Origin of the sequence: Dyadobacter koreensis (assembly GCF_900108855.1) — a bacterium.
GTDB lineage: Bacteria > Bacteroidota > Bacteroidia > Cytophagales > Spirosomataceae > Dyadobacter > Dyadobacter koreensis.
The window spans coordinates 126,565-141,733 of sequence record NZ_FNXY01000009.1; the positions used below are offsets into that span (position 1 = coordinate 126,565).

Sequence of the window (15,169 nt, forward strand, 5' to 3'; positions counted from 1 at the left end):
TCTTAGGATTTAGTGATCGTCTCTTCCATATTATACAAGGTATTAATCACTCTCATCAACGCTGCTGCTTCATTTTCTTTCACTTTCAATTCATGTGGATACTCGCCCACATTCAAAATCTTATGCGCCTGATTCTTATTTTTCCCAATCGATGACAACTCGTCGTTGTAATATTCCGTCAGTAATTTAACTTCTTTGTCCGATGGTTTTCTGCAAACAATTCTTTGAAATGATTCCGTAATTTTCTGTTCTGGTGATAAAGATTTTAAGGACATTTTCTCCGCCAAAACTCTGGATGCTTCCAAAACCGCCGGATCATTAAGCATCACCAAAGCTTGCAAAGGCGTATTGGTTTTTGAACGTTTCACTTCACAATGATCCCGGTTACTGGCATCGAAAATGATCATAGAAGGCGGCGGAACGGTAAGTTTGATAAACGTGTACATTCCCCGGCGGTAAAGCGCGTCATTATGATCCTGATTATATTTTGCTAGCTGTCCCCGCCCGGAAGTCGCTGCTTCCCATAGTCCTTTAGGCTGATATGGTTTCACACTTGGCCCGCCGATTTTTGAATTTAACAATCCGCTGCTTGACAAAACGATATCACGCACAGATTCCGCCGGCAAACGGTAACGAGGTCCACGCGAAAGATAAATATTATCAGGATCGAGTTTCTCCTTGTCTTTGGTAAGTTTGGCTGATTGTTTATACGTGCTGGAAGTCACGATCTGCCTGACCAACCGTTTGATATCCCAGCCATGATTCATAAAATCTACCGCCATCCAGTCGAGCAGGGCAGGATGCGTCGGCAACTCGCCCTGCATACCAAAATCACCTGTACTTTTTACGATTCCCCGTCCGAATAAATCCTGCCAAATCTGATTGACAAAAACTCTGGCCGTCAAAGGATTTTGCTTGCTGGTAGTCCAACTTGCCAAACCAAGCCTATTCTGAGGAATTTTAGTAGTATCAAATTTCATGACCGATGGCAGTCCGGAAGCGGTAACAACTTTTCCGGGCGCGTCGTAAACTCCCCTGTTCAAAATGTGCGTTGCCCGTAAAGTATCGCGTTCGCCCATCACCGAAACCATTAATCTGCTCGTATCCGGACGATTAATAAAGGTCAAAACCCTGTTCGCCTCATCATCCGTAATACTCATAATCGGATTTTTTGCAGGCTTCGATTGTGACACATCTCCTTCATAACCCACTTCTTTGGTATTATTAAAAAAGGCAAAAAGTCTGTAATAATCTTCCTGGGAAATCGGGTCATATTTGTGATCATGACATTGGGCGCATTCAACGGAAAGGCCCAAAATCCCCATTCCGTAAGTTTTCGTTTTGTCGATATTATATTCAATCCGGTACTCCTCCGGAATCACGCCGCCTTCCTCGGTATACTTGTGATTTCTGAAAAAAGCGGTTGCCAGAATTTGCTCCTTGCTGGCATTTGGCAGCATATCGCCTGCAATCTGCCAGGTCAGAAATTTGTCGTATGAAAGATTTTTATTAAATGCATTGATCACCCAATCGCGCCATGGCCATTGAGTCCGGATTTCGTCATCCTGATAACCGTAAGAATCGGCATAACGGGCAACATCCAGCCAATGCAGGGCCATTTTCTCACCATATGTTTTTTGGCTGAGCAACTCGTCGACTATTTTTTCGTAAGCGTTGGCACTATTATCTGCGGCAAATTTATTTTGAAGTTCGATCGAAGGAGGCAACCCAGTTAAGTCAAGCGCAACTCTTTTTAACAGATGACTTTTATCGGCCTCTTCATTGGGATTAATTCCCAAATTTTCCATCTTGGCAAGCGTAAAATAATCGATCTCGTTTTTTGGCCAGTCCTTTTTATCCACTTCCGGAATTTTTGGTAATGAAGGAGCGGTGAAAGCCCAGTGCTTTTCATATTTCGCGCCCTGTTCAATCCATTTTTTCACCAGACCAATCTCGGATTCATTCAATAACCCCAAATGAGATTCAGGTGTAGGCATCTGGATTTCGGGATCCAGAGAAGTTATTCTTTTGTACAATTCTGATTGTTCAGGTTTGCCAGGAAAAATGGCAACAGCTCCTTTTCCATCTTTCAATTTTGCATATGCACTTTCGGCCATATCCAGACGAAGCCCGGCCTCTCTTTTATTCGCATCGGGTCCATGACAGGCGAAACATTTATCAGATAAAATCGGACGAATGTGAAAATTATAGCTAACAACTTCCTCGGAAGATCTCTTCGCAGCACTGCCATTCTTCTGAAAACAAGAGACGATCCCCAGAATTGCAGTGAAAATTATTCCAGCTAAAAAGAAGAGTCGCTTCTTCATCTATTTATTACGTTGTTAGTATTGAATTCAGTTATGATGTATCAAGAGAAAATAATTTGTGTTATAATTATACTCAAAATATTTTAAACTATTTCAATAAAACGAGATAAAATGCTGATCATGTATGAACATAGGTACAAAATTATTTTTTCTTTATTTAAATATAGAAAATTTCAATAGTTTATACCTTCACAGTATAATCAACTGATAACAGGTAATAGTTTAAAATATTACGAATCTCTTTTAAATCATTACCAGTAAAATTTAAAAAACCTATATGTCAGCTCCAAATCAAAATACAGAAGTGCTGGATATTGTATTAGGCGGATTGATGCACCGCTACCAAGAACGGGTTCCTGACGTCAGGATAATTCTGAACGCCATGGTTTCAGAAGGGATTATTGATCAGGAAACAAATATAGAAAACGATCATATCGCTTTCAGGACCATGGGCGTTCCGCAGCTTGGTGTCCAGTCTTTTGAAAAAATTTTCCTCCATTACGGTTACGAAAAAAAGGATCATTATTTCTTCGAAGGAAAAAAACTCGATGCATGGTGGTACAGCCCTCCACGGGAAACAGATCCGAGGATTTTTGTCAGCGAACTTCGGGTGGCTGACCTCTCAGAAGAAAGTCAGCGTATTATTAAAAGTTATACGGATGAAGTTGTCAGCGATCCGGTGGATAATCTCGACTTAAATAATGGCGAAGCTGTTGATGCCTTTTTGCATACACCTCTCTGGCGAACACCAACGTTGAGTGATTATCTGACTTTGTTAAAGGAAAGCGAATATGCCGCCTGGGTGATTTACAACCGGTATTATCTGAATCATTTCACGATCAGCGTGCACAATTTACCCGAAGGATATAATACGGTGGCTGATTTCAATATTTTTCTTGAAAAACATGGAATTATACTCAACACATCAGGAGGAAAAATTAAAACCAGTCCTGATGGCGGTTTGATACAAAGTGCTACTGTTGCACAAATGATCGAAGCGGAATTTGCAAATGGTGAGACTTATAAAATTTCAGGTTCTTATGTTGAGTTTGCAGAAAGAAGAATTCTGCCAGAATTTACAAATCTGCCTATTGATCAAATTTCAAGAAAAAATCGCCGGGATGGCTTTGAAGCAGCGAACGCAGATAAGATTTTTGAGAGTACTTATACGACGCAGACGGGGAAGTAATTAATCAGCTAAAACCGATTCATCGAATAAAACATCAGGACAAAAATCCAATGGTGTGAAAATCAGTTTCCCATCTGTATCTAGCATTTCAGCTACATTTTCCCAATATATCGTGCGTCCGTTTTGGCTTTTTGGAAAGTGGAATCGTTCAGAATTTTAAAATAAGCACTATCCTTCTTCTCAAAATATTCTGATAGAAATTGTGAGAAATCGTTTACCCTGATTTGATCATCACTCCATAAAGCTTTTATGGAGAAATTATCAATCGATATAATTTTTTTGACTCGTGGATTCATTACTGTAATGGCTTTATTTTTCTTAACTGCCCGCTATCCTTCTGGGACTCTAAATAATTTTTAAACAAATCTTCTCTATATAATTCAACCCACGCCTGAATAAGCCTGGTTTATTTTCTAGGAAGATCTCCCACAATTATATTTCCTGTTTCAATGAAAAATTGGGCTTCCTGACCATTATACTCTGCATGAAAATGCGGCGGCAAATGGTCTTTAAAATACATATAAATAATAACTCCAAAAAAACGGGATATTTAAGGCATCCTTTCCAAATTAATTTCAAACATAAAGTTACAGTTTTCTGCATCAATTTTAATGAGCTGACTGTAGACTCAAAATCACTCATTCACCAAAAAATAAACCACCCTGCAAGCATTCCCAACACTCTTCTCATTTTTCTCCTGAGCAATATTCACCATCAAAGTATGCTTACCCGAAGAAAGCTCATCCGCCAACATCAAATACCAGGGCAAGTGTAACTGGGTACTCCACTGCGTGAATAAATCCATTGTTTGGGCTTTTTTCCCATCAATTGAATAGGAAATTTTTCCTGTGTCAGGACCGGAAATAATGGCGATTCCAACAGCCCGTCCTTTAAAATCAAATTCGAAAGATGCCTTTGCAGTTTCTCCAACCAGCATCGGAACATTTACAAAACCGGGCCTTGTGGAAACATTATCAGCAGGTTTCCAATCCGGATCAATCTTAAAACCCTCTAATTTTTTGGCTTCCGCCACGGGATGATATTTTGCTTTTTCGTAGGAAAATTTGTCAATAGGAACCGGCAATTTCACAATACCGGCAGTTGTGCTGTCAGGATTTAATTTCAGTAATTCTTTTATGGTTTGAAAATAAATTTCCTGCCCATACGGTGATGGATGCAGGTCCTTGAAATCATATTTCCATGAAAATTCTCCGGCATTAATTCGGTCATAAACTTCCCGGGCCAGATTGATGTAAGATGCACCATAGTATTTTGCAATTCTCTGATGTACATTCACTTCAATCGGTTCTTTTCCTGCATCATAATCAGCATTTTTAGCCGGTTCAGCAAAAGCCATGAGTACCACATTCGCTTTGGGATTTTTGGCATACATCTGTCTTAATATTCCTTCCAAACCCTTTATCTGAGCTTTTTCACTGAAACCATTTCCACGGTCATTTACCGCTGCTTCGACAAAAAGCAGATCAGGCGTTCCTTTTTCCAGAACATCGCGCTGGAAACGAAAAGCATGGGGTGTGCTTCCCAAAGAAGGGATTCCAGCCGCGATAAACGTAAATTCTGTTTCAGGAAAATGTTCTTGCAAATACTTGGAAGTTTTATTTCGCCACCCCGGATTATGGGTAATAGATCCTCCCAAAAATGCTACCGTTCCTTTTTTCGTCGTTCTGAATTTTTCGTAGGCGTTAGCCAATCCACGGTTTACTTCGATATAAGGAGCGTGTGAAAGTGGTTTTAAAACCGGGACGCTATTGTCAAAAATAAAATTTGCCAGCATTTCAGGATGTTCAATTGTAAAATGATGTCCTTCCAAAGCCTGTTCTCCACGTGTCATAGGAACAACCGTAGCGGGACCGCCCAGTTTTATATAATTGGCAATTAAAATATCGGAGTTTTCTGATGGCGGGACGATCTTGTCGTTCAGTCCGATCACATGTAAAATGGGTACTTTGAAAGATGCCAGACCTGCCAGATCGTTAAGTGGAATATCATCAAATGTTTTCGCAGTTTCTTCGGTAAGCTTATTCAGTTCCAGCCAGCTTGCCCAATCCTTTGGCGAACCTTGTCCCTTGCCTTTTCCTCCCGGCCAGCTTTTCGGATCGCAAACCGGTGCTTCGGCATAAATACAGCTTACTTTATCAGGGTTTCTTTTAGCCCAGCCATAAACATATAAACCACCTCGACTTACGCCTTCCAAAGCCACTTTTGGTGCAAATTGTTTTTCCTTAACCAGATAATCATAAAAAGCATCCCAAACCTGCATCGCCTTCGGGTGCGCAAAAAGGTCGTTGGTATTGACGTAAGCCACATGAAAGCCGCGCGAAAGTAAAATGCTGTCCATATCTGTGTGCCAGGTTGGAAAATGGGCACGCCAGACCCAAGGATTCCCCGGAAGCGCCTGTTTTGGCATTACGTACCAGGCTTTTGTATTTTGAAAAGAAAATTCAACCTTATTAAACCCTTTCCAAACCGAAGCTTGCTCATGGCTTTGCGCCAGCAGCATCTGGCAAAAACTGGTAGCAAAAAAGAGAAAAATCGTGCAGGACAAATAAGTTATCTGTTTCATAATGGTACAAAGACAGGAATGGCTTATCTCTAACATATAAGCATAAACCTTATTTATTTTTTCCAGACAACAATCATTATATTGATTTGTTATTAACCTAACTTGTTTTCCACCAATGTCAAGAATTTTTCCTATTCTCCCGATTTTTCTTTTCCTCCTTGTTTCAACTATCACTTTTTCCCAATCCTTGCCCATTGTACTCACTGAAAGAGAACGTGCTCTGGCTGTTGACGATATCCTGGAAGACCGGATTGAAAATCTGCTTCCAACGTTAATGCGTCGTGAAGGAATTGATATGTGGGTGATTATTTCAAGAGAATATAACGAAGATCCTGTCATGAAAACCATGCTTCCGAGTACATGGCTGTCAGCGCGGAGAAGGACTATAATGGTGTTTTTTGATCCCGGAGCGGGGAAACCGCTTGACAAACTGGCGATTGCAAGATATGATGTCGGAACATTATTGAAAGGGGAATGGGATATAAGTTCGAATCCGGATCAATGGGACGCGCTGGTAAAAGTGATCAAAGAAAAAAATCCGAAGAAAATCGGTTTAAATTTTTCCAAAAATTACGGCCATGCTGATGGTCTGACCTATAACGAACATGAAGAATTTCTTCAAAAACTTCCAAAAGAATTTCAGTCAAAAATAGTTTCTGCTGAAAAACTGGCGGTTGGCTGGCTGGAAACCAGAACGGAAAAGGAAATGATCATTTACCCAATGATATGCCGGATTTCCCATGAAATTATTGAAGAAGCTTTTTCTGAAAAAGTAATCCAGCCGGGAATTACAACCATTGATGACGTAGTTTGGTTTCTCAGACAACGTGTAACTGATTTAGGATTGGAAACCTGGTTTCACCCGACTATTGATATTCAGCGTGCAGATGACCAGAAATTTGATCATTTAAGAACATTTTCAAAGCGTCCGGGCAATCAGGTGATTTTGCCGGGAGATTTACTTCATTGTGATTTTGGTATCACCTATCTTCGACTTAACACGGATCAGCAGCAACATGCTTATATCTTAAAGCCCGGAGAAACAGAAGTTCCTCAATACCTGAAAAAGGCATTTGCGAATGGAAACCGTCTTCAGGATATTCTGGTATCTCAGTTCAAATCAGGCAAAACCGGAAATCAAATTCTTCTGGATGCACTTGCCCAGGCTGAAAAAGAAGGAATCAATGGTTCTATCTACACACATCCTATTGGTTCACACGGACATGCGGCCGGCCCTACAATTGGGCTTTGGGATCAGCAAAAAGGAGTAAAGGGTTCGGGAGATTATCCTTTGTTTGAAAATACCGCCTATTCGATCGAATTAAATGCTGCGACAAAAATTGACGAGTGGAACAAGACGATCCGTATTATGCTCGAAGAAGACGGATATTTCGATAAAACAGGCTTTCGCTTCATCAACGGAAGGCAGAAAGAAATTTTTGTTATTCCCAGACCCTCAACAAACCTTGGGAAATAAGATTCACAAGAGTTGGGGATTGGTACGGTATTTTTAACGATCCTACTATCAAACAACAACTTGAGACTTATGGATAAGATTGAAAAGTTTAAAGCAATGGAAAAAATTCTTCGTGAAATCGAAGATTTGAAAAATAGTGAAACGGCCGTAATTAAGAAAATCGGCCAGGTTGAAACGGAAAATATGAACGTAAATGTCGCCGGTTTGGACACATCATTGAACCAGATTTATGATGGCGCATATAAAAATCTTGAAAACATCGAGGCTCTGCATCTTTCTTTTACAGAACAAGTTTCGGAGTTCAAAGAAAAAAATAACATTACCGACGACATGTTGCTTGAAATTAGAGAGCAATCCTAAGAAGTAAGGTAACAAAAATGTGCTTAATTGCATCATTCAGAGGAGTCAAGTTTCAAAACTTGACTCCTCTTTTTTGTACCAAAAAGTTTGTTTTTCAACTTATACCTGAATAATACCGACATTAAAAGTCTCTTTGATAGGCACATGATTGGCAGCTTCAATACCGATGGAAATTATTTTCCGGGTTTCTACCGGATCAATTATTCCATCAACCCAGAGCCTTGCTGCTGCATAATAAGGCGACAATTCCTCATTATACCGGTCCGTAATTTCTTTCAATAACTCCTGTTCAGCCTCTTGAGTAATTTCTTTCCCTTGTGCTTTCAAGGTTGCCGTTTGAATTTGGACCAATGTTTTTGCAGCCGTTGCTCCACTCATTACAGCCATTTGCGCGGTTGGCCAGGCATAAATTAATCTTGGGTCATACGCTTTTCCACACATTGCGTAATTTCCTGCTCCGTAAGAATTCCCTATGATGAAAGTAAATTTTGGAACAACTGAGTTCGCTACTGCATTGACCATTTTTGCCCCATCCTTGATAATTCCACCTTGCTCGGCGCGGCTCCCTACCATAAAACCTGTAACGTCGTGAAAGAACAACAGCGGTATTTTTTTCTGGTTGCAATTCATAATAAAACGGGCTGCCTTATCAGCAGATTCGCCGTAGATCACACCGCCCATCTGCATTTCCCCCTTACCCGACTTTACCATTTTACGCTGATTTGCCACAATTCCTACGGCCCAGCCTTCCACACGTGCATAGGCACAAATGATTGTTTTCCCATAGTCGGGCTTATATTCATCAAGTTCCGAAGCATCCACGATACACTCCAGAATGTTTTTCATATCATACGGTTTCAACCGATCGACGGGTAGAAGATCATAAATTTCCTGCGGCGAACGATTCGGAGATATTGCTGTTTTCCTGTTAAAACCTGCCGAAGATGATTGTCCTAGCTTATCGATATGCCGCTTTATGGCATCCAGGCAGGATTTATCGTCAGGATATTTGTTGTCTGTAACACCGGATATCTCACAATGCATCGTGGCTCCGCCTAAAGTTTCTGCATCGACTTCTTCCCCAACAGAGGATTTTACAAGATAAGGCCCGGCCAGAAATACAGATCCCGTACCCTCCACAATCATAGCCTCATCTGACATAATGGGCAGATAAGCTCCTCCTGCCACGCAGCTGCCCATTATCGCTGAAATTTGCACAATGCCCATCGCAGACATTTTCGCATTATTCCGAAAGATTCGGCCAAAATGCTCTTTATCTGCAAAAACTTCCGCCTGCATAGGTAAATACACACCTGCGCTATCCACTAAATAAATGATCGGAAGCAGGTTCTCCATCGAGATTTCCTGTGCCCGTAAATTTTTCTTGGCAGTAATCGGAAACCAGGCTCCTGCTTTTACGGTAGCGTCATTCGCGACAATCACGCATTGGTTTCCGGAAATGTAACCAATCCCTGCAACAACGCCGGCCGATGGACAACCACCTTCCTCTGCATACATGCCATCCCCGGCGAAGGCACCAATTTCCAAAAAATAAGAATCCGTATCAATCAGATAATCAATACGCTCTCGGGCTGTTAGTTTTCCTTTTTTATGATGCGCTTCAATCTTTTTTAAACCGCCGCCCAGTTTTACCTTTTTATATCTTTCATTAAGATTTTCAATGAGCTGTTGTGTGTCTTGCTGGTTAGTCATAGTCTGATGATGTAACTGAAACAATATTTTATTTCAATTTCAAGGTAGAAATTTATCAGAAGCTTTACTATCAATAACAAAAAAGTCGTTCGCACGAAGGCAAACGACTCTCTATTTATTTGAACCTTATTCCTTACTTTATCCTTGTGGTGGTATCCATCCTCGACTCAGATGGTCCTTTATCTTTTTTTCCAAAAACAGAAAGGTGAACGTAACGTTTTGGGTGCTCTCGGAAATTTGTCATTAGTTTGTTCAAACTAACCATCGTGCTGTTAAGATTATTGTAAAGGGTTTCATCTTTGATAAGCTTGCCGGCAGTTCCTTTTCCCGATTCAACGCTGGCTAACAGTCCACGTAAATCCGATATCGTCCTGTTCGCATTTTGCACAGTTTCTCCCAAACGCAGCGCGTTAAGTGAATCAGCAAGTGATCCTGTTTTATCAAGAAGAGGCTTTAACCCTTTTTCGGTTTCAACCAACGATTCCGATAATTTATTCAGATTAGAAGTCATCACCAGAAGATTCTTGCGGTTTTCAGTCACAAGCCCCTGAACAGTATTTCCAGTCTGATCATAATTCCTGATCATCTGATTAAGAATTTTTCCCGTTTCTTTGAATCCTTCGGCGACTGCGGCAAGATTTAATACCAGTGAATCGGCATGGGTCACAAGTGGAAGAGCTTTTTCCTGTAGAACCGCAGAAATCCCAGCCTCACGTTTTCCAATAAGCGTGTCATTGTCTTCCAAATTCACAGAAGAACTGCCCATTGATAAATGAATTACTTTACCACCTAATAATCCGCCGTCAGCAAGTAGCGCAGTTGTACCTTTTGGTAGAATAATTCCTTTTTGAACGTCAAGCGTTACCAGTAAATGATTTTTTTGGTCTTGCAATAATTTGATTTCCTGAACCCGGCCTACATTTAAACCATTCAATAAGACAGGGTTAGATGCTGTAAGCCCATCAATATTATCATAAATCACATAGTATTTGTATGTTCTGGAAAATACGTCGGAGCCTTTGAGGATGTGAAAACCAAAATATAACAACACCATTGCAAAAACAGCCATTAACCCGACTTTTGCTTCTTTAGATAGCTTCATGAAAGGAGTATTAAACAGCTCGCAGCTTACGCCCTAAGCTCAAAATAATATAAATGTTTACAAAAATTAATTTTCGAAAAGGGTATAAAACCGATACCAAAATGTGTTTAACAAATGATCCTAATTGTCCATTTGTTTTTTATACACTTTAAACGCTTCCAGAATCGACTGAGCCACCTCGTCTTGTCCATCTTCTGAATTTAAATATTCTTCCTCTTCCGGTGTAGATAAAAAACCTGTTTCAATCAGTACACTTGGCATCGTTGTTCTCCATAAAACCAGAAATCCCGCCTGTTTAACTCCACGGCTGGCACGATCAGAAACGGACTGGAATTTTCTTTCCACACTATCTGCAAAGCGCAAACTGCTTGAAATAAACGCACTCTGATAATTAGCCAGCATGATATGTGCCAACGGAGAATCCGGATCAAAACCCTTATATTTTTGTTTATAGTTCGTCTCTTTTAAAATTACCGAGTTCTCCCGCTTCGCAACTTCAAGGTTACCATTCGTCTTGTGTAACCCCATCACGTACGTCTCAGTTCCTCTAACGCTTTTAGAATTAGGCGTTGAGTTACAATGGATGGAGATAAAAAGGTCTGCATTATTTCGGTTTGCAAAAGCTGAACGCTCTGCTAATTCAATAAATTCGTCGGTATCGCGGGTATAAAGCACCTTTACTTCCGGCGTATCCTGCTTGATTTTTCTTCCGAGAGCCAAGGCAATCTTTAAAGCTACATTGGCTTCCCGGGCCTTGCGGCCGCGTGTTCCTATGTCATGGCCGCCGTGGCCGGCATCTATAACAACTACATTAACTTTGCTGTCTACTTTTTTGACAGGGACAGGTATTTCCCGGAAGGCAAAAGCGAGACTAAGGCTCAAACAACTCGCTGCAATTAAGATTTTAAGAACTTTTAACATTATTTTTTAGTTACGGCGTTATTCTTTAGGAGTTTCTCTGCTAATTTTGACATTCGTTATGCAAAAATACTCTATTTGTTAGAACTGAAAAAAAAGGCGATTATTATATCGTTAGGACTTGTTGCGTTTTTCATCTTTGGCACAATGGCATGTGTTCAGCAACGCACAAAACGATCCGGTAAAGATCCTCTTAAGTCGAAAGCCAAGACTAGAACTTCTGCGCCTTCGGCGGCAGATAAACCTGCTTTGGTATTAAAAGAAGCTGGCAACGTAGTTGCTGTTGCTGACACAATAATCAGTGATTCAACGGCCCTGGATTCTCTGGGACTAAAAAACGGTATTGCCCTGGCTGATTCGGCTGCTGCCGACACTACCTCTAATCCGGACGATCTTCAAAATGTTGTCAAATATACCGCAGAAGATTCTACTATTATGGATGTTGTGCTTAAACAAGTGCATCTGTATGGAAACGCTGAGGTAAATTATGGCACGATTAACCTAAAAGCAAATTATATCCGCCTGAACTGGGTAAGCAATGAGGTGATGGCACATGGAGATTATGATTCGACGAGTAAAAAGATGATCGGCGAGCCTATCTTCCAGGATGGGCCGGAGATGTATAATACCAAAGAAATTCGTTATAATTTCAAATCTAAAAAGGCGATTATCCGGGGAATTGTAACGCAGCAGGGAGATGGAAACGTGCGGGGCGACCGTGTCAAAAAAGATACAGAAGGAAATTTTTACATTCAGAAATCGATATACACGACCTGTAATTTAACACATCCGCACTTTTATATCAACGCACCAAAAATTAAAATGGTGGACAAGAAATCGGTAGTTTCCGGACCATTTAACCTGGTTATTGCAGATGTCCCACTCCCGGTTGTTATACCTTTTGGTTTCTTTCCTTTTCCAAAAAAGAAAGAAGCAGGAACTTCCGGTATCATCTTCCCGACTTATGGACAAGAACCAAATGGCCGAGGATTTTATCTGCGTGACGGAGGTTATTATTTTGCAATCAGTGAATACGTAAACGCGGCTGTGACGGGTCAAATTTATTCCACAGGAAGCTGGGGACTCGGATTAGCGTCATCATATTCCAAACGTTACCAGTATACAGGTAATTTTTCATTCCGTTTTAACAAAAACAGATCAAGTGATGAAATACAGAATCTGGTTGGTTTAGGCGGAACGGAAGATTTTAGTTTGGTATGGTCCCATGCTCCAAAGCCACGCGGCAACTCGACTTTCTCGGCAAACGTAAATGTCAGCAGCAATAGTTATAATCAGCTTCAGGAGCAGAATACTTCCCGATATATTTCAAACGTGGCTAGTTCCTCAGTTCAGTACAACAGGACGATGGGCCAATATATGCGCGCCGCAGCGAGTTTACGTGTGAATCAAAATTTTGGACAAATAAACCCAACAACACAACGTCGGGAAGGTGGGACAACAAACATATCTTCGGATTTCAGTTTTGGCGTAAACCAGATCGCACCTTTCGCGTTGAATGGCGGTAGGGCCAGATGGTATGACAGTTTCCGTCTCGGTCTTGATTTTAGTGGAAACTACACGTTGACAAACTCCCTGACATCCATCGATACAACTTATTCCAGATTAGGTTTCAGAGTAGATAACAAGCTCCGGGCAACGGTAGATACAGCCGGAAAGGCTTTGCCAACTGTACTTCCGTTTAACCTCGACAATTTGTCGCAATTTGCGAAAGATGCGCAGTTTACAGGACGGTATAGTTTACCTATTTCTCTTCCAAACTTTAAAATCCTTAACTTCATAAACCTAACCCCAAGTTTGTCTCTGACAGGTCAGATTTATACCAAACAATATCAATATTCGTATCGTGGAGGTAACACAGTCCGTATTGACACCATAAATAAAGTAGGGAATGAATACGCCTATTCCTTTGGTGCGGGTATGAATACGCGTTTCTATGGTACTTTCTTCGTACGTGGGAAACGTCTTGAAGCGATCCGCCATACTGTTATCCCTACACTTTCATATAGTTATACGCCCGACTTTACGGGAGATACTTATGGTTTTTATCAAACCGTTCAAATCAACGAACTGGGTGAAACTCAAAGATTATCGCGCTACAGAGGCGTAGGAACAGGAGTAAGCAACGGACGCGCTTCCAGTGTAATTTCTTTCAGTTTGAATAACTCCTTTGAGATGAAGCTGAAATCTAAAAGTGACACGGCGGCGGCTCAGTTCGAAAAGGTTTCGCTGCTGGATAACCTTAGTTTCGGTGGTAGTTATAATTTACTTGCTGACTCGCTGAAACTTTCCAATATTACGGTTAATGCAAACGCCAGAATTGGTAAAAACCTTAACCTGAACTTCAACGCCAATCTGGACCCTTATGCGTACGTGCTGGATCCGACGGTAAGGTCTGCAAACCAGACGGGTATTAAAGTAAACCAGTTTGCCATAACAAAAGGTCAGGGATTGGCTAACCTGCAAAATCTTGGTTTTACATTGGGGACGAGTTTTTCACCCAAAGGAAAGGATAAGCAGCGAGTTACTCCCGGACCGAACACGACCGCGACAGAGGATCAAAAGGAATTTATTCAGCGAAATGCCGATCTATACGTTGATTTCAGCATCCCTTGGAACGTCTCGCTTAACTATAACTTTGGCCTGACCAAACCAGGTTTATCAAACGCACAATTAATTCAGACGATCAATGCGACGGGAGATCTGAGTTTGTCAACTAATTTCAAAATCAGCGTTACGACAGGCTTTGACTTTACAGCATTCAAACCTTCTATCACAACTTTGACCCTTTACCGTGATCTGCACTGCTGGGATATGAGTTTCAGCTGGACGCCTTTCGCCGGAAGTGCATCACGTGTGAGTAACTATAACTTCCTGCTAAAAGTAAAATCAAGTATCCTTCAGGATTTGAAACTTACCAGAAGACGTTCATTCCAGGATCGCGCTGCTTACTAATTTGAGCTGTTATTTTTAGCGTTTGGATGAAATTCGCCTACAGGCGCGAATCCAGTTATTTTTCCTTCGATAAAAATGAAAAGCCGACCTTGCGGGCCGGCTTCATCATAATTTTTTAAAGAAATGTTACTTCGTTGAAGCTTTTGCATCTTTTGCAACCACTTCTCCATTCAAGTACAAAGTAATAGATCCGCCTTCCGTGTTACTGAAAACAGTTACAGGCTTATTGAAAGAACCAGCAGCAGCAGCGTTAAAAGTTGCTTTGATGATACCTGTTTTTCCCGGCAATACAGGAGCTTTTGACCAAACCGGAGTTGTACATCCACAAGATACCGTTACGTTAGAGATCACAACAGGATCAGTACCTGTATTTGTAAATACGAATTCGTTCGTTACAGGAACACCCTGAGGTACCTTACCGAATTTGTGTGTTTCTTCTTTGAATTTCAAAACACCTTTCTGAGCAAAACTAACTGTGGTTAAACCAACAAGTAAAACCAGCGCTGAAAAGAATACTTTCATAGTT

12 protein-coding genes are annotated in these 15,169 nt (G+C 41.0%); 4 read left to right on the forward strand and 8 right to left on the reverse strand.

Annotation, left to right across the window (positions count from 1 at the left end; all coding sequences use genetic code 11):
- Positions 1-2 precede the first annotated feature (2 nt).
- The gene (locus BMY70_RS25745; protein WP_090340185.1) at positions 3-2,327 is read right to left on the reverse strand and encodes a PSD1 and planctomycete cytochrome C domain-containing protein; all 2,325 of its coding nucleotides are present in this window, start codon (positions 2,325-2,327) and stop codon (positions 3-5) included.
- A gap of 277 nt (positions 2,328-2,604) precedes the next feature.
- Between BMY70_RS25745 and BMY70_RS25750 the strand changes: the two genes are divergently transcribed.
- Positions 2,605-3,516: a DUF1338 domain-containing protein gene (locus BMY70_RS25750; RefSeq protein WP_090340188.1), complete on the forward strand. Its 912-nt coding sequence runs from the start codon at positions 2,605-2,607 to the stop codon at positions 3,514-3,516.
- Positions 3,517-3,608: 92 nt separating this feature from the next.
- Here BMY70_RS25750 and BMY70_RS25755 read toward each other — a convergent pair whose 3' ends face one another.
- The 3 genes from BMY70_RS25755 to BMY70_RS25765 form a co-directional block, all read right to left on the reverse strand.
- Positions 3,609-3,812: a hypothetical protein gene (locus tag BMY70_RS25755; RefSeq protein WP_090340190.1), complete on the reverse strand. Its 204-nt coding sequence runs from the start codon at positions 3,810-3,812 to the stop codon at positions 3,609-3,611.
- Positions 3,813-3,922: 110 nt separating this feature from the next.
- A complete protein-coding gene (locus tag BMY70_RS31400) occupies positions 3,923-4,036 on the reverse strand; it encodes a DUF4160 domain-containing protein (protein WP_229209779.1) in 114 nt (37 codons plus the stop codon).
- A gap of 114 nt (positions 4,037-4,150) precedes the next feature.
- On the reverse strand, positions 4,151-6,100 hold the full coding sequence (locus BMY70_RS25765) for an SGNH/GDSL hydrolase family protein (RefSeq protein WP_229209780.1): 1,950 nt from the start codon (positions 6,098-6,100) through the stop codon (positions 4,151-4,153).
- A 115-nt stretch (positions 6,101-6,215) separates the two neighbouring features.
- Here BMY70_RS25765 and BMY70_RS25770 point away from each other — a divergent pair, with 115 nt between their 5' ends.
- Together BMY70_RS25770 and BMY70_RS25775 are read left to right on the forward strand one after the other, a co-directional pair.
- A complete protein-coding gene (locus BMY70_RS25770; protein WP_090340194.1) occupies positions 6,216-7,577 on the forward strand; it encodes a M24 family metallopeptidase in 1,362 nt (453 codons plus the stop codon).
- A 69-nt stretch (positions 7,578-7,646) separates the two neighbouring features.
- A complete protein-coding gene (locus BMY70_RS25775; protein ID WP_090340197.1) occupies positions 7,647-7,937 on the forward strand; it encodes a hypothetical protein in 291 nt (96 codons plus the stop codon).
- Positions 7,938-8,036: 99 nt separating this feature from the next.
- Here the strand turns inward: BMY70_RS25775 and BMY70_RS25780 are convergent, their stop codons facing one another.
- The 3 genes from BMY70_RS25780 to BMY70_RS25790 all read right to left on the reverse strand — a co-directional run bounded on the left by BMY70_RS25780 (position 8,037) and on the right by BMY70_RS25790 (position 11,673).
- Positions 8,037-9,674, reverse strand: a complete 1,638-nt coding sequence (locus tag BMY70_RS25780) for an acyl-CoA carboxylase subunit beta (protein ID WP_374754728.1) — start codon at positions 9,672-9,674, stop codon at positions 8,037-8,039.
- Positions 9,675-9,783: 109 nt separating this feature from the next.
- Positions 9,784-10,752 (reverse strand): MlaD family protein, encoded by a 969-nt coding sequence (locus tag BMY70_RS25785; RefSeq protein WP_090340204.1) that lies wholly within the window; start codon positions 10,750-10,752, stop codon positions 9,784-9,786.
- 120 nt (positions 10,753-10,872) lie between these two features.
- Positions 10,873-11,673, reverse strand: coding sequence for an N-acetylmuramoyl-L-alanine amidase family protein (locus tag BMY70_RS25790; RefSeq protein WP_090340206.1), 801 nt, complete (start codon positions 11,671-11,673; stop codon positions 10,873-10,875).
- 75 nt (positions 11,674-11,748) lie between these two features.
- Between BMY70_RS25790 and BMY70_RS25795 the strand changes: the two genes are divergently transcribed.
- On the forward strand, positions 11,749-14,643 hold the full coding sequence (locus BMY70_RS25795; protein WP_090340209.1) for a putative LPS assembly protein LptD: 2,895 nt from the start codon (positions 11,749-11,751) through the stop codon (positions 14,641-14,643).
- A 126-nt stretch (positions 14,644-14,769) separates the two neighbouring features.
- Here BMY70_RS25795 and BMY70_RS25800 read toward each other — a convergent pair whose 3' ends face one another.
- Entirely contained in the window at positions 14,770-15,165 is a 396-nt protein-coding gene (locus BMY70_RS25800; protein WP_090340212.1) for a DUF1573 domain-containing protein, read from the reverse strand.
- Positions 15,166-15,169: the final 4 nt, after the last annotated feature.

What these genes read in the sequence shown, in the direction of transcription:
- BMY70_RS25745 (WP_090340185.1), bottom strand. Translation starts at nt 2,327, where the DNA reads ATGAAGAAGCGACTCTTCTTTTTAGCTGGAATAATTTTCACTGCAATT.
- BMY70_RS25750 (WP_090340188.1), top strand. Translation starts at nt 2,605, where the DNA reads ATGTCAGCTCCAAATCAAAATACAGAAGTGCTGGATATTGTATTAGGC.
- BMY70_RS25755 (WP_090340190.1), bottom strand. Translation starts at nt 3,812, where the DNA reads ATGAATCCACGAGTCAAAAAAATTATATCGATTGATAATTTCTCCATA.
- BMY70_RS31400 (WP_229209779.1), bottom strand. Translation starts at nt 4,036, where the DNA reads ATGTATTTTAAAGACCATTTGCCGCCGCATTTTCATGCAGAGTATAAT.
- BMY70_RS25765 (WP_229209780.1), bottom strand. Translation starts at nt 6,100, where the DNA reads ATGAAACAGATAACTTATTTGTCCTGCACGATTTTTCTCTTTTTTGCT.
- BMY70_RS25770 (WP_090340194.1), top strand. Translation starts at nt 6,216, where the DNA reads ATGTCAAGAATTTTTCCTATTCTCCCGATTTTTCTTTTCCTCCTTGTT.
- BMY70_RS25775 (WP_090340197.1), top strand. Translation starts at nt 7,647, where the DNA reads ATGGATAAGATTGAAAAGTTTAAAGCAATGGAAAAAATTCTTCGTGAA.
- BMY70_RS25785 (WP_090340204.1), bottom strand. Translation starts at nt 10,752, where the DNA reads ATGAAGCTATCTAAAGAAGCAAAAGTCGGGTTAATGGCTGTTTTTGCA.
- BMY70_RS25790 (WP_090340206.1), bottom strand. Translation starts at nt 11,673, where the DNA reads ATGTTAAAAGTTCTTAAAATCTTAATTGCAGCGAGTTGTTTGAGCCTT.
- BMY70_RS25800 (WP_090340212.1), bottom strand. Translation starts at nt 15,165, where the DNA reads ATGAAAGTATTCTTTTCAGCGCTGGTTTTACTTGTTGGTTTAACCACA.